Origin of the sequence: Pseudomonas sp. 09C 129, assembly GCF_002843625.1 — a bacterium.
GTDB classification, from domain to species: Bacteria; Pseudomonadota; Gammaproteobacteria; order Pseudomonadales; family Pseudomonadaceae; genus Aquipseudomonas; species Aquipseudomonas chlororaphis.
This window is the reverse complement of sequence record NZ_CP025261.1, coordinates 1,148,757-1,167,583: the sequence shown is the minus strand read 5'-3', so window position 1 is coordinate 1,167,583 and position 18,827 is coordinate 1,148,757. Positions and strand designations below refer to the sequence as shown.

General features: G+C 64.6%; 14 protein-coding genes. 5 read left to right on the top strand and 9 right to left on the bottom strand.

Annotation, left to right across the window (positions count from 1 at the left end):
• Window positions 1-41: 41 nt before the first annotated feature.
• Window positions 42-1,325 (bottom strand): FAD-binding oxidoreductase, encoded by a 1,284-nt coding sequence (locus tag CXQ81_RS05400; protein ID WP_101336688.1) that lies wholly within the window; start codon window positions 1,323-1,325, stop codon window positions 42-44.
• Between the two features lie 208 nt (window positions 1,326-1,533).
• The gene (locus CXQ81_RS05395) at window positions 1,534-3,024 is read right to left on the bottom strand and encodes an aldehyde dehydrogenase family protein (RefSeq protein ID WP_007925211.1); all 1,491 of its coding nucleotides are present in this window, start codon (window positions 3,022-3,024) and stop codon (window positions 1,534-1,536) included.
• Window positions 3,025-3,187: 163 nt separating this feature from the next.
• Between CXQ81_RS05395 and CXQ81_RS05390 the strand changes: the two genes are divergently transcribed.
• From CXQ81_RS05390 to nadE, 3 genes are all read left to right on the top strand, one after another.
• The gene (locus CXQ81_RS05390; protein ID WP_101336687.1) at window positions 3,188-4,093 is read left to right on the top strand and encodes a LysR family transcriptional regulator; all 906 of its coding nucleotides are present in this window, start codon (window positions 3,188-3,190) and stop codon (window positions 4,091-4,093) included.
• A 230-nt stretch (window positions 4,094-4,323) separates the two neighbouring features.
• Window positions 4,324-5,550, top strand: a complete 1,227-nt coding sequence (gene pncB, locus CXQ81_RS05385; protein ID WP_007925207.1) for a nicotinate phosphoribosyltransferase — start codon at window positions 4,324-4,326, stop codon at window positions 5,548-5,550.
• Between the two features lie 3 nt (window positions 5,551-5,553).
• The gene (gene nadE / locus CXQ81_RS05380) at window positions 5,554-6,381 is read left to right on the top strand and encodes an ammonia-dependent NAD(+) synthetase (RefSeq protein ID WP_007925206.1); all 828 of its coding nucleotides are present in this window, start codon (window positions 5,554-5,556) and stop codon (window positions 6,379-6,381) included.
• 226 nt (window positions 6,382-6,607) lie between these two features.
• Here nadE and azu read toward each other — a convergent pair whose 3' ends face one another.
• Entirely contained in the window at window positions 6,608-7,054 is a 447-nt protein-coding gene (gene azu / locus CXQ81_RS05375; RefSeq protein WP_007921507.1) for an azurin, read from the bottom strand.
• Window positions 7,055-7,403: 349 nt separating this feature from the next.
• Here azu and CXQ81_RS05370 point away from each other — a divergent pair, with 349 nt between their 5' ends.
• On the top strand, window positions 7,404-7,991 hold the full coding sequence (locus CXQ81_RS05370) for a TIGR00730 family Rossman fold protein (RefSeq protein WP_101336686.1): 588 nt from the start codon (window positions 7,404-7,406) through the stop codon (window positions 7,989-7,991).
• 69 nt (window positions 7,992-8,060) lie between these two features.
• Window positions 8,061-8,246 carry a hypothetical protein gene (locus tag CXQ81_RS05365; RefSeq protein WP_007921504.1) on the top strand — a complete coding sequence of 62 codons (186 nt, stop codon included), beginning with the start codon at window positions 8,061-8,063 and terminating at the stop codon, window positions 8,244-8,246.
• Window positions 8,247-8,270: 24 nt separating this feature from the next.
• On the opposite strand, the gene CXQ81_RS05360 is transcribed toward CXQ81_RS05365, so the two are convergent.
• From CXQ81_RS05360 to CXQ81_RS05335, 6 genes are all read right to left on the bottom strand, one after another.
• Entirely contained in the window at window positions 8,271-8,690 is a 420-nt protein-coding gene (locus CXQ81_RS05360) for an NUDIX domain-containing protein (protein WP_101336685.1), read from the bottom strand.
• Between the two features lie 117 nt (window positions 8,691-8,807).
• Window positions 8,808-9,713, bottom strand: a complete 906-nt coding sequence (locus CXQ81_RS05355) for a transglutaminase family protein (RefSeq protein ID WP_101336684.1) — start codon at window positions 9,711-9,713, stop codon at window positions 8,808-8,810.
• The gene (locus tag CXQ81_RS05350; protein ID WP_101336683.1) at window positions 9,713-12,199 is read right to left on the bottom strand and encodes a circularly permuted type 2 ATP-grasp protein; all 2,487 of its coding nucleotides are present in this window, start codon (window positions 12,197-12,199) and stop codon (window positions 9,713-9,715) included. Before CXQ81_RS05350 ends, CXQ81_RS05355 begins: the two co-directional genes overlap by 1 nt.
• An 87-nt stretch (window positions 12,200-12,286) precedes the next feature.
• Window positions 12,287-15,562 carry a DUF2126 domain-containing protein gene (locus CXQ81_RS05345; protein WP_101336682.1) on the bottom strand — a complete coding sequence of 1,092 codons (3,276 nt, stop codon included), beginning with the start codon at window positions 15,560-15,562 and terminating at the stop codon, window positions 12,287-12,289.
• A 173-nt stretch (window positions 15,563-15,735) separates the two neighbouring features.
• Entirely contained in the window at window positions 15,736-16,254 is a 519-nt protein-coding gene (locus CXQ81_RS05340; protein ID WP_101336681.1) for a hypothetical protein, read from the bottom strand.
• A 126-nt stretch (window positions 16,255-16,380) separates the two neighbouring features.
• Entirely contained in the window at window positions 16,381-18,681 is a 2,301-nt protein-coding gene (locus tag CXQ81_RS05335; RefSeq protein WP_007921487.1) for a YgiQ family radical SAM protein, read from the bottom strand.
• Window positions 18,682-18,827 lie beyond the last annotated feature (146 nt).

Genomic DNA, 18,827 nt, shown 5'->3' with positions numbered 1-18,827 from the left:
CTGCGCCGAAAAGCGCCGCACCCGGCAACATATTTCCTTTGTCAGATAACGATCCGCAGGCACTGGCCCGCGTGATACAGGGAGAACCCGGCCTCGTACAGGCAACTGCGCAAGCCCACGCCAGCCAGGGGCTGCATGGGGGCGAAGGGAATCGGCAAGGCCTGAGGATTTCCGTTACACAGGTAATCGGCGAACGCCTTGCCGACCACGGTGCCGGTGGTCACGCCCCGGCCGTTGTAGCCGGTGACCGCCACCAGACCGGGCGCCGGCTCGAACAGACGCATCAGGTGATCGGGGGTAAAGGCGATGCAACCGGTCCAGGTGCACTCCCACTCCACCGCTTTCAGGTAGGGGAAATAGTGCTGTTGTACCCGGTCGGCCCAGGCCTTGAGGAACCAGGCCGGCTTCTGGTTGCCATTGCCCAGGCTGCCCAGCAGCAGGCGGCCGTCGGCGTCCCGGCGAATGCTGCTGAGCACCTGGCGGGTGTCCCAGGAGCCCTGGCCACCCGGCAGGATCCGCTGCGCCGCTTCCTCGGTCAGCGGCCTGGAGGCGACCTGATAGTAGTAACCGGGGAAAAAATTGCGCCGCAGTTCGGTCCAGTCGCCCTCGGTGTAGGCATTGGAGGCAATCACCACCTGCTCGGCCAGCACCGAGCCCTGGGCGGTCTGCACCGACCAGCGCTGGCCCTGGCGTTCGAGACGGGTCACCGGCGAATGGTCGAACAGTTGGCCCCCCAGGTCGACCGCGGCCTTGGCCAGGCCACTGACATAGGCCATCGGATTGACCGTGCCGGCCCGGCGATCGAGCAAGGCCGCGGCGATCTTCCTGGTGCCGGTGGCGGTTTCACAAGCCGCGCCAGTCAACAGCTCGACCGGCGCGCCCCGGCGCTTCCACTGGGCTTCCCGGCTGCGCAGGTCGGCCTCGCCCCGGGCGTTGTGCGCCATGTGCAGGGTGCCTTCGCGGCGCAGCTGGCAATCGATGCGGTATTTGTCGATCAGGCTGAACACCAGGGCCGGCGCCGCCCCCAGCATGCGGTTGAGCTGGCTGCCGACCGCCTCGCCGAAACCGGCCTCGATCTCGTCCGGCGGGATCCACATCCCGGCATTCACCAGCCCCACGTTGCGTCCCGAACCGCCGTGACCGGTTCGGTGGGCTTCCAGGACACAAACCCTCTTGCCCTGCTCCAGCAGGTGCACGGCGGCCGACAGGCCGGTAAAACCCGCGCCGATCACGCAGACATCCACCCTGACCTCGCCCTTGAGCGAGGCATTGTCAGGCCTTTGCGGCGTCAGTTTTTCCCACAGGCATTCTTCGCGTAACGGCATTGCCAGACTCCGAAATCAACGAACCACAGACCATGAACCAGCACCTCCCCTGTAGTCGCTGCCGCAGGCTGCGATCGACCGCTACGGTCGCGGCGAACTGAAGGCCGCCGCAGGCTCGACAGGAGATCGGGAACCAAGCTCCTTCGGAGCTTATCGCAGCCTTCGGCAGCGGCTACAGCGCCCGGCAGGCGGGCGCGATCGGGGTCGATCAATCGAAGGTAATACCCTGCGCCAATGGCAACTCCAGCGAGTAGTTCACGGTGTTGGTCTGCCGGCGCATATAGGCGCGCCAGGCATCGGAGCCGGACTCGCGGCCGCCGCCGGTTTCTTTCTCGCCACCGAAGGCGCCGCCGATTTCCGCGCCGCTCGGGCCGATGTTGACGTTGGCGATGCCGCAGTCGCTGCCCACCGCCGACATGAACTGCTCGGCCTCACGCACATCGGTGGTGAAGATGCAGGACGACAGGCCTTGCGGCACGGCGTTGTTCAGGCGCAGCGCTTCGGCGAAATCGCTGTAGCCCACCACGTAGAGGATCGGCGCGAAGGTTTCGCTGCACACCACGTCGCTCTGCTCCGGCATCTCGACGATCGCCGGCGACACGTAATAGGCGTTGGGGAACTGGTCTTCCAGCTGGCGCTTGCCGCCGAACACCCGGCCACCCTCGCTCAGGGCCTGCTCCAGCGCATCCTGCATGTTGTCGAAGCTGTGCTTGTCGATCAGCGGGCCGACCAGGTTGCCTTGCAGCGGATGGCCGATGCGCACCTTGGAATAGGCGGCCTTGAGGCGGGTGACGATTTCGTCCTTCACCGATTCATGGGCAATCAGCCGGCGCAACGTCGTGCAGCGCTGGCCAGCGGTACCGACGGCGCTGAACAGGATGGCGCGCACGGCCATGTCCAGATCGGCGCTCGGCCCCAGGATCATCGCGTTGTTGCCGCCCAGCTCGAGGATGCTGCGGGCGAAACGCGCGGCGACTTTCGGCGCCACTTCGCGGCCCATGCGGGTGCTGCCGGTGGCGCTGATCAGGGCCACGCGCGGGTCGTCCACCAGCGCTTCGCCGGCGTCGCGCCCGCCGATGATCACCTGGCTCAGGTACTCGGGGGCATCGCTGAAGTTCTTCAGCACGCGTTCGAACAGCGCCTGGCAGGCCAGGGCGGTCAACGGGGTCTTTTCCGAGGGTTTCCAGATCACCGGGTTGCCGCAGACCAGCGCCAGGGTGGTGTTCCAGGCCCAGACCGCGACCGGGAAGTTGAACGCGCTGATCACCCCGACGATGCCCAGCGGGTGCCAGGTTTCGCGCATGTGGTGGCCCGGGCGCTCGGAGGCGATCGTCAGGCCGTACAGCTGGCGCGACAGGCCGACCGCGAAGTCGCAGATGTCGATCATTTCCTGCACTTCGCCCAGGCCTTCCTGAGTGATCTTGCCGGCTTCCCAGGACACCAGCTCACCGAGGTCGGCCTTGTATTCGCGCAGCACTTCGCCGAACTGGCGCACCAGCTCGCCGCGACGCGGCGCCGGCACCTTGCGCCACAACTCGAACGCATGCTCCGCGCGACTGACCTGCTGCTCCACCTCGGCCGCGCCCTGCCAGTTCACCGAGGCGATGCGGCTGCCGTCGATCGGAGAATGCACGGGCTGCTTGCCCGATTGATACAGGGCCGGGTTCACACCAAGACGATCAAGCAATGCGGCAACCATGGGTCACTCCTTACAAATGGAAAGCAAAAAGTCGTAGCCGTTGACACAGCCATTCAGGACTGTAGTTGTAGCCGGCCCGAGACTTGCCAACAAACGACGATTAGGCGAGATATCATTCCGTTTATTCATGCTGCGCAGCCGGGACAAGAACAAGGAACCCTCGATGCTGAACAAACGCTACCTGCCCTCGATCACCGCCCTGCAGTGTTTCGAGGCCGTCACCCGGCACCTGAGCTTCACTCGCGCCGCCGAGGAGCTGAACCTGACCCAGAGCGCGGTCAGCAAGCAGGTCGCGCAGCTGGAAGAACTCCTGCAACACCTGTTGTTTCGCCGGGTACGTCGGCGCCTGCAATTGACTCCGGCCGGCGACCTGTACCTGGTGGAAGTGCGCAAGATCCTCTCGCAGATCGAGATGTCGACCCACTACCTGCGCTCCTACGGCGGCGAAACCGAAGTCCTGCGGGTGTCCACCCCATCGACCTTCGGTGCGCGCTGGCTGGTGCCGCGCCTCAAGGGCTGGCGCCTGCGCCACCCGCAGATCCATCTGGACCTGTGCAACGAGCAGGAAGCCGACGACCTGCTGCAGGGCCGCAGCGACATGGCGTTCTACTTCGGCCAGGGTTCGCGCCCCGGCACCGAGTGCCTGAAACTGTTCGGCGAAGAGCTGGTGGCGGTCTGCGCCCCGGGCAGCCTGCCGCAGAAGCCGTTCACCGACCCGACGCAGCTGGCCGAGCTGGTGCTGCTGCAACTGGCCTCGCGGCCGCAGGCCTGGCATGACTGGTTCGACAGCCAGGGTTACCACACCGAGCACAGCTATCACGGCCCGCGCTTCGAAACCTTCTACATGTGCATCCGGGCCGCCCAGGTCGGCTGCGGCGTGGCCCTGCTACCGCGGTTCCTGGTGGAAGAAGAGCTGGCCGAGGGCAAGCTGGTGCTGGCCTGGGACTACGCCATGCCCAGCCACGATGCCTATTACCTGGCCTACCCCGAACATGCGGCCGAAGTGCCCAAGGTACGGGACTTCGTACGCTGGATGCTGGAACAGATCGACAGCCCGGCGCCGGCCTGATCCGGGATGAGTGCAGGCCGCACGGGCGCTATCGCGGGCAAGCCTCGCTCCTACAAGAGCAGCACCGTACCTGTAGGGGCGAGGCTGCCCGCGATGGGGCCATCAGCCTCGACATCGTCCCCAAGCAAAAAACACTGGCAAAACCCACGGCGGATATGCGCCACTACTGCCTTCATTGAACAAGCTGGAAAGCCGCGCCCTTGATCGCGGCCAGCATGGAGATTCCCGTTATGAGCGAGAGTGTGTTTGCCGATCGCATCGTGCAGAACCTGCTCGACACCGACTTCTACAAACTGACCATGATGCAGGCGGTGCTGCACAACTACCCCAATGTGGAAGTCGAATGGGAATTCCGCTGCCGCAACAGCGAGGACCTGCGCCCCTATCTGGCGGAGATCCGTTATCAGTTCGAGCGCCTGGCCGACCTGAGCCTGAGCGCCGACCAGTTGAGTTTTCTCGAGCGCATCAGCTTCCTGAAACCGGACTTCCTGCGTTTTCTCGGGCTGTTCCGCTTCAACCTGCGGTATGTGCATACCGGTATCGAGAACGGCGAGCTGTTCATCCGCCTGCGCGGGCCCTGGCTGCATGTGATCCTGTTCGAAGTGCCGATGCTGGCGATCGTCAGCGAGGTGCGTAACCGCTATCGCTACCGCGAAGTCGTCCTGGAACAGGCGCGCGAACAGCTGTATCGCAAGTTCGACTGGCTGAGCGCCAACGCCAGCGCCGATGAACTGTCGCACCTGCAGGTGGCCGACTTCGGCACCCGCCGGCGCTTCTCGTACCGGGTCCAGGAAGAAGTGGTGAACGTGCTCAAGCACGACTTCCCCGGGCGTTTCGTCGGCACCAGCAACGTGCACCTGTCCCGCGAGCTGGACATGAAACCCCTGGGCACCATGGCCCACGAATGGATCATGGCCCACCAGCAACTGGGGCCGCGGCTGATCGACAGCCAGATCGCCGCCCTCGACTGCTGGGTCCGCGAGTACCGCGGCCTGCTGGGGATCGCCCTGACCGACTGCATCACCACCGACGCCTTCCTCAACGATTTCGATCTGTACTTCGCCAAGCTGTTCGACGGTTTGCGCCACGACTCGGGCGACCCGATCGCCTGGGCGGAAAAAGCCATCGCCCATTACCTGAAACTGGGCATCGAGCCGATGAGCAAGACCCTGGTGTTCTCCGACAGCCTGACGCTGCCCAAGTCCCTGGAGATTTTTCGTGCGTTGCGCGGTCGGATCAATGTCAGCTTCGGTATCGGCACCAACCTGACGTGCGATATTCCCGGTGTCGAGCCGATGAGCATCGTGCTTAAAATGGCCGCCTGCAATGGCCAGCCCGTCGCCAAGATCTCCGACGAAGCGGGCAAGACCCATTGCAAGGATCCCAACTTCGTCGCTTATTTGCGCCACGTTTTCCAAGTACCTGCCGCCCTTTCTGGCACATCAAGCAAGGAGTGAATCATGCAAGCCGTACAGCGTGAGATTGCTGAACAGCTCAAGGTCCAACCCCCTTTCAAGGACCAGGCCGATCTCGAGGCAGAAGTCGCCCGGCGGGTCGCGTTCATCCAGCAATGCCTGCTCAATTCCGGGCTCAAGGCCCTGGTGCTGGGCATCAGCGGTGGCGTCGACTCCCTGACCGCGGGCCTGCTGGCCCAGCGGGCGATGCGCGAACTGCGCGCCAGCAGTGGCGACCAGGGCTATCGTTTCATCGCCGTGCGCCTGCCGTACGACGTGCAGTTCGACGAACACGATGCTCAGGCCTCGGTGGACTTCATCGAACCCGACGAGCGCCACACCGTGAACATCGGGCCGGCGGTCAAGTCCCTGGCCAATGAAGTGGCGGCCTTCGAAGGCCATCAGGCGGTAACCCGGGACTTCGTCCTTGGCAACACCAAGGCACGCATGCGCATGGTCGCGCAGTACACCATCGCCGGCGCCGCCCACGGCCTGGTGATCGGCACCGACCACGCCGCCGAAGCGGTGATGGGTTTCTTCACCAAGTTCGGTGACGGCGCCTGCGACCTGGCCCCGCTGAGCGGGCTGGTGAAAAACCAGGTGCGGGCCATTGCCCGGCATTTCGGCGCGCCGGAGTCGCTGGTGGAGAAGATCCCTACCGCCGACCTGGAAGACCTGTCTCCCGGCAAGCCGGACGAAGCGTCCCACGGTGTGACCTACGCCGAGATCGACGCCTTCCTCCACGGCCAGCCGGTGCGCGAGGAGGCGTTCAAGATCATCTGCAACACCTACAACAAGACCCATCACAAACGCGTGATGCCATTCGCGCCATAAACAGCCCGTAGCCGCTGCCGAGCCTGCGAGGCTGCGCACGGCCGCAGAGCGGTCGCCAAACCAGGCGCCACGTTATGTTCGATGGACCGCGTGGGCAGGTTTTGCGAGGACTGCGTCCTCGTACGCAGCCTCGCAGGCTCGGCAGCGGCTACAAGTCTGTATACGCAGTTCCAGGCACAAAAAAAGCGCCCCGCAGGGCGCTTTTTCATCACACCGAATCAACCGATCACTTCAGCACCACAGCGCCTTTCATCATCGAGTTGTGGCCCGGGAACGAGCAGAAGAACTCGTAGCTTTCGCCAGCGGTCAGCTTCGACACGTCGAAGGTCACCGAGTCTTTTTCGCCGGAGCCGATGATCTTGGTGTGGGCGATGACGCGGCTGTCGCCTTCTTTCAGGTAGTTCTTGTCTATGCCGGCGGCCATGCCGTCGGTAGCGATACCGGCCATGTCCGCGCTTTTGCTCAATACCCAGTTATGGCCCATGACGTTCTTCGGCAGGCTGCCGGAGTGGGTCAGGTTCACGGTGAAGGTCTTGCAGCTCTTGTCGATGGTGATTTCCTTCGTGTTGAAGGACATCTGGTCGGTGGAGTCGACATCGACCTTACATTCGGCGGCCATCAGCTGGCTGCTGGCCAGTGTCAGCAGGGATACCGCAACGAGTTTGGCAAACATGGTGAATCTCCAAGGCAGGGTTAACAAAATCCATCTGAATCCATGAAGGTGAAGACTGCCTGAATTTTTCACAAGTTCCTATGATTTACATCAAGAAATTGTATACAACTTTGCGCTATCGGCCTGATCGAGAGAATCAAACAGCCAGCCGCCAGCCGCGGGCCTATGCTCGGCGCACATCACTATCGGAGTGTCTGCCATGCACCTCAACAGTCTGTTCCGCAGCCTGCTCGCCGCCTATGCCTGTGGCGCCAGCGGCACCTATGAAAGCCCCCGCGGCGAGGATTGACCCTTGGAGCGCGGCCGGCCAGCCATTACTCTGTGGCCCTCACCGACCATGGAGTAAGGCATGTCTTTAGCGTCTGTATGCGTGTTCTGCGGTGCCAGCACCGGCACCAACCCGGCCTACCGCGAGGCCGCCGAAGCCCTCGGGCGCCAGCTGGCCGAGCGCAAGCTGACCCTGGTCTATGGCGGTGGCGCCGTCGGCCTGATGGGTATAGTCGCCGACGCGGCCCTGGCGGCTGGCGGCGAAGTCATCGGCATCATTCCCCAGAGCCTCAAGGACAAGGAAATCGGCCATCCGGGCCTGACGCGCCTGGAGGTGGTCGACGGCATGCACGCCCGCAAGGCACGCATGGCCGAGTTGAGCGACGCTTTTATCGCGCTGCCGGGTAGCCTGGGCACCCTGGAAGAGTTGTTCGAGGTCTGGACCTGGGGCCAGTTGGGTTACCACGCCAAGCCCCTGGGGTTGCTGGAAGTGAATGGCTTCTACGAGAAGCTCACGGGTTTTCTCGATCACATCGTCGGCGAAGGCTTCGTTCGCGCCCCGCACCGTGACATGCTGCAGGTGAGCGAATCGCCGCGCAAACTGCTGCAAGCCCTGGAAGCCTGGCAACCCACGGTAGTCCCCAAATGGGTCGAGCAAAAACCCGATTAACCGCCAGGCCCCGATACAAGGCAGAATACGCGCCGCTCAAACCTCACCTTCGACCCCAGAGGATCGCCCATGGCTAAACCCAATTACTCCTTCGCCAAACGTCAGCGAGACCTGGCAAAGGAGCAGAAGAAAGAGGAAAAGCTGCAACGCAAGAAAGCGGCCGCTGAAGAAGCCGGCGCACCAAGCCCGGACACAGAAGACGACGTGGCCGTCGACAACGCCGATGCAGTAGACGATCAGACCCCCAAGGCCTGAGACCCGCCAGGCCCGATACCTCTATCAGGCCCTCGGGATCTGGGGTCGGCCATCCGTTGCCGACCCTCGGATACCCAACGCTTTGACAATCGAATCGCGATAACCCTGTGGCAAGTTGGCCGGTAGTCGGTCCGGCGCGAACAGGCCGATTTCCTTGTGCTCGTGGCTGATGGTCGGCACAAAACCGCCCAGGAGCCGGCAGCGATAGGTCGAGATAAACACATGCTTGCCGGGGATGACTTCGAACAGGTACGAATCCAGCGGCTCGCCCACCGCCACCCGCACGTCCAGCTCCTCCTCGATCTCCCGCGCCAGGCATTGGGGCGCCGTCTCCCCCAGCTCGATCCGCCCGCCGGGCAGCTCCCACTCGTCACGCTCGTTGAGCATCAGCACCACCAGCCCCTCGGGGGATTGCAGCACGCCCTTGATCGATACCGGGAACATAAGTAACTCCTGTAAAGCCTGTAGCCGCTGCCGAAGGCTGCGCTCGGGCGCGTAGCGGCCGTGTTTTTTTAGACCGCTGGAAGGTTCTGCGAACCTTATCGCAGCCTGCGGCAGCGGCTACAGTGAGATCCGTTCATTCAGCGGCATCACCGTCACCCGCACTTCCGGGTCGTGGCTGCCGCCGCCGAGAATCACCCCGCGCAACGGCGACACATCGGAAAAATCCCGGCCCCAGGCCAGGGTGATGTGCTCCAGCGCCGGCTGCACGTTGTTGGTCGGGTCGAAATCCACCCAGCCGAGCACCGGGCAGAACACCGAAACCCAGGCATGGGAGGCATCCGCGCCGATCAGACGTGGCTGCCCCGGTGGCGGCTGGGTCAGCAGGTAGCCGCTGACATAACGCGCCGCCAAGCCACGGGAACGTAAACACGCCAGCATCAGGTGGGCGAAGTCCTGGCAAACCCCGCGCCGCCGCTCCAGCACTTCCACGAGCGGCGTCGCCACCTGGGTGGCTTCGGCATCGAAGGTGAACTCGCTGAAGATCTTTTCCATCAACGCTTGCACCCCCAACAACAACGGACGCCCGGCGGGGAAACAGCTTTCGGAGAACTCGACGAAGCTTTTCTTCAAGTGCACATAAGGCGACTCGAAGCGGTAACGACACGCCTCCATCAAGGCCGCGGACAACGGCCGGCTGCTGTAGGTCAGCGCACTGCGGGTGGCGTCCCAGGGCAATGAACGGGTGAAATCCAGCGTGGGCCTGGCCAGCACCTCCACCGTCAGCTGCGCATTGACCAGCAGCTCGTCATGGGGCCGCTCGAACGCCAGCCGGGTCAGTGGGTTGCCGAACACGTCCAGCTCGTCGCGACGGGTGGTGGGGTCGGGGCTGATCAGCAGTTCCTGCTGGCTGCAATGCTGCCAGGCGCAGGCGCGCGGCCACAGGTGCGCCAGCTGCTGGGCCAGGGAAACCGGGCTGTCGTAGTGGTAATGGGTATCGTGGAAGATCTGGTAATGAGCGCTCATCAGACGGATACCGTTCGTTGGCTGACATCGTCGACATGGGCGAAATGCCGCAGCGCCAGGCGGTCGGAGACCTGCCCGCTGGCATCGGCGATTTCCTGCAACAGGTCGGCCAGGCCTTCGAGCGCCGCCCGCACGCTGGCCTCGCCGAACAGCGGGTTTTCCAGGCAGCCCAGGTCGAAGCGCCCCAGACGCCCCACCAGCTTGGGCAAACCGGCCTCGCGCGGTACGCCGAACTCGTCGTTCAAGCGATTGAGGGTCCGGGTCACCAGCTTCAGCTGGAACAGCACCGCATGGGGGTTCTGTTCGTCGAGCAGCAACAGGTCGAGCACCGGGATCAACTGCGCCACCGCCAGGTAGCGGGAACGGTAGGTGATGCTGCTGTTGCCCAGTTCCAGCAGCCACTCCAGCCCGGCCTGGTCGAACGCGGTGGCGCTGCGCAGGAAGGCCGCCAGGCTGCTGCTGAGAAACTGCAGGCGCTCGATGCGCCGGCCAATCATCAAAAAGCGCCAGCCTTCGTCGCGGGTCATGTCGTCCAGGGCGAAACCCGACAGCGCCGCCAGGGACATCACCAGGCGGTTGAGGAAGTCCAGCAGCTCGCCGAAGTCCGGCTCGCGGGCTTCCAGAGCCAGGGCTTCGCGCTGCAATTCCACCAGCGCCTGCCAGTTTTCCCGCGAAAGCTTGCCGCGCACCTGGGACGCCGCCCACTGCAGGCGCTGCAGGTTGGAGCGCAGGCTGAAGGACCAGTCGTCCCCCTGCAGGGCCGCCAACAAACGCTCGGGCAGTTCGCCTTCGTCCGGCAGCAGCATCAGGCTTTCGCCCAGCTCGACCGCCGCCTGCAAGGCCTGCGGGTCATCGCCGTCGACATAGCGCGCCAGCATGATCCGCAACAGCCGCGCACTGCCATCGCAACGCTCGCAGTAACGGCCGAACCAGAACAGGTTTTCCACCACCCGCGACGGCAGGTACGGATCGCGCCGCACCAGTTCATGCACGCCGATGGTCCGCTGGCCTTTCCACTGTTCGCCGCTGGGCGCACGTTCGCCCAGCACCCAGGTGTCCTTGCTGGCGCCGCCGCGCTGCATCGATACCACCTCGGCATCGGCCTCGGCGGCCACCCGGGTCAAGCCGCCCGGCAGTACCCGGTAACCATCGCGGCTGGCCACGGCATACACCCGCATGCCGATGGCCCGCGGTTGCAGCTGGCCGTCCTCGGCCTGCCAGACCGGCGCCTGGGACAGTTGCGCCAGCTCCTGGGCGACATAGGCATAAGGTCGCGCCCGCATGCGTTCGGCCAGGGCCTGGCGTTCTTTCTCGCAAAGGTCGCGACCGAACAATGGGGCAAAGCTCTGGGACGGGAACGCCGGCTTGATCAGCAGTTCCGGGAGTTTCTCCAGGGCCTGGGCCAGCACCGGCGCCTCGCCGCACCACCAGGTGGCGACGGACGGCAGAATCAGTTCTTCGCCGAACAGGTGCTCGCTGATCTTCGGCAGGAAACCCAGCAGGCCTGGCGACTCCAGCACGCCGCTGCCCAGGGCATTGGCCACCAGCACCCGCCCCCGCCGCACCGCCTCCAGCAGCCCCGGCACGCCGAGGGCCGAGTCGGTGCGCAGTTCCAGCGGGTCGCAGAAGTCGTCGTCGAGCCGGCGCATGATCGCGTGCACCCGCCGCAGGCCGCTCAGGGTCTTGAGGTAGACCGTGGCGTCGCGCACCGTCAGGTCGCCGCCCTCCACCAACGGATAACCGAGCTGGCGCGCCAGGTACAGGTGTTCGAAATAGCTCTCGTTGAAACGTCCCGGGGTCAGCAGCACGATCAGTGGCGCTTCGTCGTCCCGGGGCGCCTGGCGGGCCAGGGTTTCCTGCAGGGTGCGGAAGAACCCGGCCAGGTGCTGCACCTGCAGATCGCGGTACAGGTCCGGAAAGGCCCGGGACACGATCATGCGGTTTTCCAGGGCGTAGCCGGCACCGGACGGCGCCTGGGTGCGGTCGGCGGTGACCCACCAGCGCCCGTCCGGGGTGCGCGCCAGGTCGACCGCGTACAGGTGCAGGAAGGCGCCTTCCGGCGGCTGGATGCCCTGGCACGGCCAGAGAAAGTTGTTATGGCCGAAGACCAGCTCGGCCGGCAGCAGGCCCTCGCTGATCAGCCGCTGGGGGCCGTACAGATCGGCCAGTACCGCATTGAGCAAACGCGCCCGCTGCGCGATCCCGGCGGACAGCTGCTGCCATTCATCGGCGGCGATCACATGGGGCAACAGGTCCAGTTCCCACGGCCGGTCGGCGCCCTTGGGGTCGGCATAGACGTTGTAGGTGACGCCGTTTTCCTGGATCTGCCGGGTCAGCAGCGCCTGGCGCTGCATCAACTGCGCCGGTGTGCTGCGCTGCAACTGGTCGAACAGCCGGCGCCAGTGCGGGCGCACCGCGCCGCTGGCGTCGAGCAGTTCGTGGTAGGTACCCGCCGTCAGCGGGTAGTGGTCAAGCAGGTCAGGCATGGAAAGCTCGGCAGACGGCAAGGTAAGTCAGATTAACGCAGACACATGACGCCCGGATATGCGAAACATCCGGGCGTCGCGTCTGCTTTAGAAACGTCGCAAATCGAGTGTCATCGGCAACTCGTCGTTGATCGTCAGGCTCGGCACCGACAAGGTGCCGGGGCTATGCCCCAGGCGGAAGAAGCGCGCCATGCGTCGGCTCTCGGCCTCGTTGGCATTCACCGGCAGGCTGTCGTAGTTGCGCCCGCCCGGGTGGGCCACATGGTATTGGCAACCGCCCAGGGAACGCTGCATCCAGGTGTCGAGCAGGTCGAACACCAGGGGCGCATGCACCGGGATGGTCGGTTGCAGGCAGTTGAACGGCTGCCAGGCCCGATAGCGCACCCCGGCGACGAACTCCCCGACTCGCCCGGTAGGCTGCAGTGGCACCGCGACACCGTTGCAGGTCAACAGGTAGCGCTGCGGCGCCAGCCCGGTGAGCTTGACCTGCAGGCGCTCCAGCGATGAGTCGACATAACGCACCGTGCCGCCAGCGGAGCCCTCCTCCCCCAACACGTGCCAAGGCTCCAGGGCCTGGCGCAGCTCCAGTTCGACACCGCCGACCGCATAATCGCCGACCTTGGGGAAACGGAACTCCAGGTGCGCGGCGAACCACTCGGCCCGCAACGGGTAGCCGGCGGCGTTGAGCTCGACGATGACATCGGCGAAGTCCTGCTCGATGAAGTGCGGCAACAGGAAGCGGTCGTGCAGCTCGGTGCCCCAGCGCGCCAGCTTGGCCGGTGCGTAGGGCTCGCGCCAGAAGCGCGCGACCAAGGCCCGCAGCAACAGTTGCTGGGCCAGGCTCATGCGCGCATGGGGCGGCATTTCAAAGGCGCGCAGTTCCAGCAGGCCCAGGCGGCCTGTAGCGCCATCCGGCGAGTACAGCTTGTCGATGCAGAACTCGGCGCGATGGGTGTTGCCGGTGACATCGATCAGCAAGTTGCGCAGCAGCCGGTCGACCAGCCACGGTGGGCACTCCTCGCCCGGTTCGGGCATCTGCGCGAAGGCGATTTCCAGCTCGTACAACGCATCGTTGCGCGCCTCGTCGACCCGCGGCGCCTGGGAGGTGGGGCCGATGAACAACCCGGAGAACAGATAGGACAACGACGGATGGTTGTGCCAGTAGCTGATCAGGCTGCGCAACAGGTCCGGCCGGCGCAGGAACGGCGAATCCGCCGGCGTCGCGCCACCCAATACGAAGTGGTTGCCGCCGCCGGTGCCGGTATGGCGCCCGTCGATCATGAATTTCTCGGTGGTCAGGCGGGTCTGCCGGGCTTCCTCGTAGAGGAATTCGGTGCGCTCCACCAGCTCGTCCCAACTGGCGGACGGCTGCACGTTGACCTCGATCACGCCCGGATCGGGGGTGACGCGGAAGTTGCTCAGGCGCGGATCGCTCGGCGGCTCGTAGCCCTCCAGCAGCACCGGGCAATGCAGCTCCTCGGCGGTGGCCTCGATGGCGCTGACCAGCTCCAGGTAATCCTCCAGGCGCTCCAGGGGCGGCATGAACAGGTACAAGCGCCCGCCCCGCGCCTCGGCGCAGAACGCGGTGCGGGTCAGCCAGTCGGCGGACTGGTCGATCTGCGGCACCCGCTCATCGGCCTCGGCCGCTTCGCCGTGTTCGCGCAGTTGCGCACTGTCCGGCAGCTCGGGCAGCTCCTGGTTCGGGTCGGTGGGGTGCACATAGGGATACTCCGCCGCTGTCACCCAGGGCTGGGACGCCAGCGGCAGGCGATAACCCAGGGGCGAATCCCCCGGGATCAACCGGCAATGGGTATCGCGCAGGTACCAGCGGCCGCTCTGCCACTGGTCGCCCCTCGCAGTACGGGCCAGCGGCAGGACCTGGCCGATAACCTTGTCCAGGCCCTGACTGAACACCTTGCGCAGGCGCGCCCGCTCCAGCTCGTCCGCCAGCCGCGAATCCTCGGCGCTGACGTTCTGCGGCAAGGTGCCTTCACGCCACAGGTAGTAGAAATTGTCTTCGTAGGCCGGGAATACAAAGCGCGCGGGCAGCTTCAAGCGTTCGGCGACGCTGGCGAGGAAACGCCCGGCCAGCTCGCTGTCGGCGCCATAGTCTTCATGTTCGTCGGCAATCAGCGCGGCGTTGTGCCAGATCGGCACGCCGTCGCGGCGCCAGTAGCAGTTCAGCGACCAGCGCGGCAATTGCTCGCCCGGGTACCACTTGCCCTGGCCAAAGTGCACCAGGCCCTTGGGCGCGTAGTGGTTGCGCAGGCGCTGGAACAGCTCGGCGGACAACCGGCGCTTGTTCGGCCCGAGAGCCGCGGTGTTCCATTCGGCGCCATCCGGGTCGTCGATCGAGACGAAGGTCGGCTCGCCGCCCATGGTCAGGCGCACGTCGCCTGCCAGCAGGTCGGCATCGATCTGCCGGCCCAGGGCCTGGATCGCCAGCCATTGCTCCTCGGTGTAGGGCTTGGTGACCCGCGGCGCTTCCCAGACCCGCTCCACCGACATCTCGTGGCCGAACTCGCATTCACAAGGCTCCACCAGGCCGCTGATCGGCGCCGCCGAGGACGGATCGGGGCTGCAAGCCAACGGGATATGCCCTTCCCCGGCAAACAGCCCGGAAGTGGCGTCCAGGCCGATCCAGCCGGCGCCGGGCAAGTACACCTCGCACCAGGCGTGCAGGTCGGTGAAGTCGACCTCGGTGCCGGACGGGCCGTCGAGGGATTTGACGTCGGCGGTCAGCTGGATCAGATAGCCGGAAACAAAGCGCGCGGCCAGCCCCAGGTTGCGCAGCAGTTGCACCAGCAGCCAGGCGGAGTCGCGGCAGGAGCCGGAAGCCTTGTCCAGGGTCTGCTCCGGCGTCTGCACACCGGGCTCCATGCGGATCAGGTAGCCGATGTCTTCGCTCAGGCGCTGGTTCAGGGCCACCAGGAAATCCACCGCCGGTATCGGCGTGCGGTCGATGCCCTCAAGGTACGCCTTGAACTTCGGCGTCAGTGGCAGGGTTTCCAGGTAAGGCGCCAGCTCGCGCTGCTCGTCGGCGGCATAGGCGAAGGGGATTTTCTCGGCGTAGGGCTCAAGGAAGAAATCGAACGGATTGAAGACCGCCATCTCCGCCAGCAGATCGACTTCGATCCGCAGCTCGTCGGTCTTCTCCGGGAAGACCAGGCGCGCCAGGTAGTTGCCCTGGGGGTCCTGCTGCCAGTTGATGAAGTGCTGCTCGGGCTGAACCTTCAGCGCATAGGAGAGAATCCGCGTGCGGCTATGGGCCGCCGGACGCAGGCGAACGATCTGTGGGCCGAGTTCGACCGCGCGGTCGTAGCGGTAATGCGTGACATGGTGCAATGCGACATGGATCGACACGGCGTGCCTCCTGCGGGCCTGAACGTACACGAAAGCGCGCAAGACTTATGCCAGAGCACCAGTCCCGGGGCTTTCCCCAACGGCTGTGGGCAGTACAGCACCAAAAGCGAGCGGTGCGTGCTTCGGCGTGCGCAGGGTTGCACATAAATGTGGCGACAGGATGTAACCGGCGGTCAGCGCACCCGCTTCAGGCCGGCTTCCAGTCGCTGCAGGCGCCGGCGTTTGCGCGCCGCCACTTGCAGCACCTTGAGCCCGCGCTGGTAGCGCCGGGTGCTCATCAGGTACAGCCCGGCCAGGGGAATGCACAGGACAAAGGCCGGGAACAGTCGCTGGCGGGAGTCCAGCAGGACCAGCAGCGCACATGCGAGGCAGAACACCAGCGCGCCGAACAAGGCCCAGGCGCCACGCGGGTAGCCGCGGATCACCAGCATGAAACACAGGCTCATCAGCAGGCCAGCGCCCAGCATGGCCATCGCGGCGTAGTTGGCGACCTGGAAGTCACGGGGGAAATACAGATGGGGCACCTGCGCGGCGGTCAGCGAGATGCTGAAGACCGTCGTCATCATCACCGCGATGTGAATCACCCCGAAACGCCGCACATAGGGCTGCCAGGCAAGCCATTCGGCGGTCTTGAGGCGTAGCAGCCGGTCTTCGACTTGCCGTTGTTGCGGGGTTTTGCGGCGACGTAACACGCGGCGCTTCCTTGAGTTGATGCCAATCCTGGGGGCGCACCTTAACAAACCCGAACGCCGAAATGCACAACGCCAACCCTGGGGTTGGCGTTGTGTCTGTGGCATTGGGTCCGTACAGCAGTGGCCTTAGCGGGGCACGACCGGTTTGCGGGCCGGCTTCTTGCCTTTGCCCTTGGCCGCATCCGTGCGTTCCTTGGCGGCCTGCTTGTTGCGGGCCATCGCGGCGGCCTTGGCCTGTTCGCGCTTGTCCCACGGGTTGCTACCGTCGCTGCCGCGTGGAGGCAGGCCGGTGTGCTGGGTAAGAATTTTGGTGGTTTCCTTGGCCACTTTGTGGCTGCCAGCCGGCGTCGAGTTCTTGCGACGGGCGCTCTGGTAGCTGTCGGTCGACGGCTGATGCAAAGGAATCAACTGGTTCTTGCCCGGCCCGATCAGGTCGGCGCGACCCATGCGGGTCAGCGCTTCACGCAGCATCGGCCAGCCTTTCGGGTCGTGGTAACGCAGGAACGCCTTGTGCAGGCGACGCTGCTCCTCGCTCTTGACGATGGTCACCCCGTCACTCTTGTAGGTGACCTTGCGCAGCGGGTTCTTGCCCGAGTGGTACATCGCGGTGGCGGTGGCCATCGGCGACGGGTAGAACGCCTGCACCTGGTCGGCGCGGAAACCATTGCCCTTGAGCCACAGGGCCAGGTTCATCATGTCTTCGTCGGTGGTGCCCGGGTGCGCGGCGATGAAGTACGGAATCAGGTACTGCTCCTTGCCCGCTTCCTTGGAGTACTTCTCGAACATCCGCTTGAACCGGTCGTAGCTACCGATGCCCGGCTTCATCATCTGGTTGAGCGGACCTTCCTCGGTGTGTTCCGGGGCGATCTTCAGGTAGCCACCGACGTGGTGGGTCACCAGTTCCTTGACGTACTCCGGCGACTCGACCGCGAGGTCGTAGCGCAGGCCGGAAGCGATCAGGATTTTCTTCACCCCCGGCAAGGCGCGGGCGCTGCGATACAGCTGGATCAGCGACGAGTGGTCGGTGTTCAGGTTCGGGCAGATGCCAGGGAACACACAGGACGGCTTGCGGCACGCGGATTCGATTTCCGGGCTCTTGCAGGCGATGCGGTACATGTTCGCGGTCGGGCCGCCGAGGTCGGAAATGACCCCGGTAAAACCTGGAACCTTGTCGCGAATCTCTTCGATCTCGCGAATGATCGACTCTTCGGAACGGTTCTGGATGATCCGCCCTTCGTGCTCGGTGATCGAGCAGAAGGTGCAGCCACCGAAGCAGCCACGCATGATGTTCACCGAAAAACGGATCATGTCGTAGGCCGGGATCTTCTCCTTGCCGTACGCCGGGTGCGGGATGCGCTGATACGGCATGCCGAACACGTAGTCCATCTCTTCGGTGGTCATCGGGATGGGCGGCGGGTTGAACCAGACATCGATCTCGCCATGCTTCTGCACCAGCGCACGGGCGTTGCCCGGGTTGGTTTCCAGGTGCAGCACGCGGTTGGCGTGGGCGTAGAGCACCGGATCGTTACGCACCTTTTCCATGGACGGCAGGCGGATCACGGTCTTGTCCCGGGTCATCTTCGGGCTGGCCAGGATCTGCACGACCTTGGCTTCCTGGGGATCTTCGACCGGGCCCTTTTCCTGCTCGATGGCACAGGCCTGGGTGTCCTGGGTGTTGACGTACGGGTTGATGATCTTGTCGATCTTGCCCGGACGGTCGATACGCGTGGAGTCGACTTCGTACCAGCCCTGCGGCGTGTCACGGCGAATGAACGCGGTGCCGCGCACGTCGGTGATGTCTTCGATCTTGTGCCCGTAGGACAGGCGCTGGGCGACTTCGACAATCGCCCGCTCGGCGTTGCCGTAGAGCAGGATGTCGGCGCTGGCGTCGATCAGGATCGAGTTGCGCACCCGGTCCTGCCAGTAGTCGTAGTGGGCGATGCGGCGCAGGGAGGCTTCGATGCCGCCCAGGACGATCGGCACGTGCTTGTAGGCTTCCTTGCAGCGCTGACTGTAGACCAGGCTGGCGCGGTCCGGACGCTTGCCCGCCAGGCCACCCGGGGTGTAGGCGTCGTCGGAGCGGATTTTCTTGTCCGCGGTGTAGCGGTTGATCATCGAGTCCATGTTGCCGGCTGCGACGCCGAAGAACAGGTTCGGCTCGCCGAGCTTCATGAAGTCGTCTTTGGACTGCCAGTTCGGCTGGGCGATGATCCCGACGCGGAAGCCCTGGGACTCCAGCAGCCGGCCGATGATCGCCATGCCGAACGACGGGTGATCGACGTAGGCATCGCCGGTGACGATGATGATGTCGCAGGAATCCCAGCCGAGCTGATCCATTTCCGCCCTGCTCATCGGCAGGAACGGCGCCGGTCCGAAACATTCGGCCCAGTACTTGGGATAGTCAAATAACGGCTTGGCTGCTTGCATGTCGATGACCGGTATAGGTGTAGATGAGGGCGCGTTTATTTACAGAGAAATTCGCGGGCGCGGAATATAGCACAAAAAATAACCAATTCCGACGACTATGGTCGGAAATCGGTGGCCTGTAGCCGCTGTCGCAGACTGCGATCGGC

What these genes read in the sequence shown, in the direction of transcription:
- azu (WP_007921507.1), bottom strand. Translation starts at nt 7,054, where the DNA reads ATGTTTGCCAAACTCGTTGCGGTATCCCTGCTGACACTGGCCAGCAGC.
- CXQ81_RS05335 (WP_007921487.1), bottom strand. Translation starts at nt 18,681, where the DNA reads ATGCAAGCAGCCAAGCCGTTATTTGACTATCCCAAGTACTGGGCCGAA.
- CXQ81_RS05390 (WP_101336687.1), top strand. Translation starts at nt 3,188, where the DNA reads ATGCTGAACAAACGCTACCTGCCCTCGATCACCGCCCTGCAGTGTTTC.
- CXQ81_RS05395 (WP_007925211.1), bottom strand. Translation starts at nt 3,024, where the DNA reads ATGGTTGCCGCATTGCTTGATCGTCTTGGTGTGAACCCGGCCCTGTAT.
- nadE (WP_007925206.1), top strand. Translation starts at nt 5,554, where the DNA reads ATGCAAGCCGTACAGCGTGAGATTGCTGAACAGCTCAAGGTCCAACCC.
- pncB (WP_007925207.1), top strand. Translation starts at nt 4,324, where the DNA reads ATGAGCGAGAGTGTGTTTGCCGATCGCATCGTGCAGAACCTGCTCGAC.
- CXQ81_RS05360 (WP_101336685.1), bottom strand. Translation starts at nt 8,690, where the DNA reads ATGTTCCCGGTATCGATCAAGGGCGTGCTGCAATCCCCCGAGGGGCTG.
- CXQ81_RS05350 (WP_101336683.1), bottom strand. Translation starts at nt 12,199, where the DNA reads ATGCCTGACCTGCTTGACCACTACCCGCTGACGGCGGGTACCTACCAC.
- CXQ81_RS05400 (WP_101336688.1), bottom strand. Translation starts at nt 1,325, where the DNA reads ATGCCGTTACGCGAAGAATGCCTGTGGGAAAAACTGACGCCGCAAAGG.
- CXQ81_RS05365 (WP_007921504.1), top strand. Translation starts at nt 8,061, where the DNA reads ATGGCTAAACCCAATTACTCCTTCGCCAAACGTCAGCGAGACCTGGCA.
- CXQ81_RS05370 (WP_101336686.1), top strand. Translation starts at nt 7,404, where the DNA reads ATGTCTTTAGCGTCTGTATGCGTGTTCTGCGGTGCCAGCACCGGCACC.
- CXQ81_RS05355 (WP_101336684.1), bottom strand. Translation starts at nt 9,713, where the DNA reads ATGAGCGCTCATTACCAGATCTTCCACGATACCCATTACCACTACGAC.